Here is a 760-nt window from a genome sequence, read left to right as displayed (position 1 = left end):
ATCCGGCCATCCACTACCTGACCAGCCCGCTCCGCAAGGCCGCGGCCGCGGCGGGCAAGCCCGGCTACGTGCACCTGGGTTGCGGGCTCGACGGCCGCGCCTTCCGGCTCACCGTGCCGCCGTCGGCCTCGTGGTTCGACGTCGACCAGCCCGGTGTCATCGAGCTGCGGCGACGGCTCTATCAGGACACCGAGCGGTACCGGATGATCGGCTCGTCGGTGACCGATCCGGGGTGGCTGGACCAGGTTCCGATCGATCGCCCCACGCTGGTCATCGCCGAGGGCCTGCTGATGTACCTGACCGAACAGCAGGTCCGCGACTTATTGCAGCGTCTGACCGGCCGATTCCAAAGCGGCGAAATGCATTTCGACACGCTCTCGGCGCTGGCGCCGTTGCTGTCGAAGCTGTTCACCCGCGGGATCATCAAGTGGGGCATCCGCGATGCGCGGGAGCTGGAGAACTGGAATCCTCGGCTGCGCCTGCTCGAACAGGTCCCGGCGCTGGCAGGTTACCAACAGATCGAATCGGCGCCGGTTCGGTTCGTGTACAAACTCACCTGTGCGACTCCCGGCGGCCGGTATGACGTGCTGAACCGCTTCGAATACTCATAGGTCGGAAGCCAGCCGCCGAAGAATCTCGGCGGTGGGTTCGGCGGTGGCATTCCGGTACCCGGTGCCCGCCCACAGGTGCACGTAGCCGGGCTTGCCCGCCGCGGCCGCGGCCTTGCGGAGCGGGCTGGTCAGGTAGTGGATGGCCGGAT

Annotated in this window: 1 protein-coding gene and 1 pseudogene; one reads left to right on the top strand and one right to left on the bottom strand. The window is 67.2% G+C overall.

Annotated features, from left to right (window positions below; translation table 11 throughout):
• Window positions 1-611, top strand: a 611-nt coding sequence (locus tag A9X03_RS24080; RefSeq protein WP_156746656.1) for a class I SAM-dependent methyltransferase, incomplete at its 5' end; no start/stop codon positions are given.
• Here the strand turns inward: A9X03_RS24080 and A9X03_RS29470 are convergent.
• Window positions 606-760: pseudogene (locus A9X03_RS29470) on the bottom strand (nitronate monooxygenase); the annotation flags it as partial. The gene A9X03_RS24080 and the pseudogene A9X03_RS29470 overlap by 6 nt on opposite strands.

The organism is Mycobacterium sp. E1715, assembly GCF_001667625.1.
Lineage (GTDB): Bacteria > Actinomycetota > Actinomycetes > Mycobacteriales > Mycobacteriaceae > Mycobacterium.
This window is presented reverse-complemented; position numbering and strand designations above follow the sequence as displayed.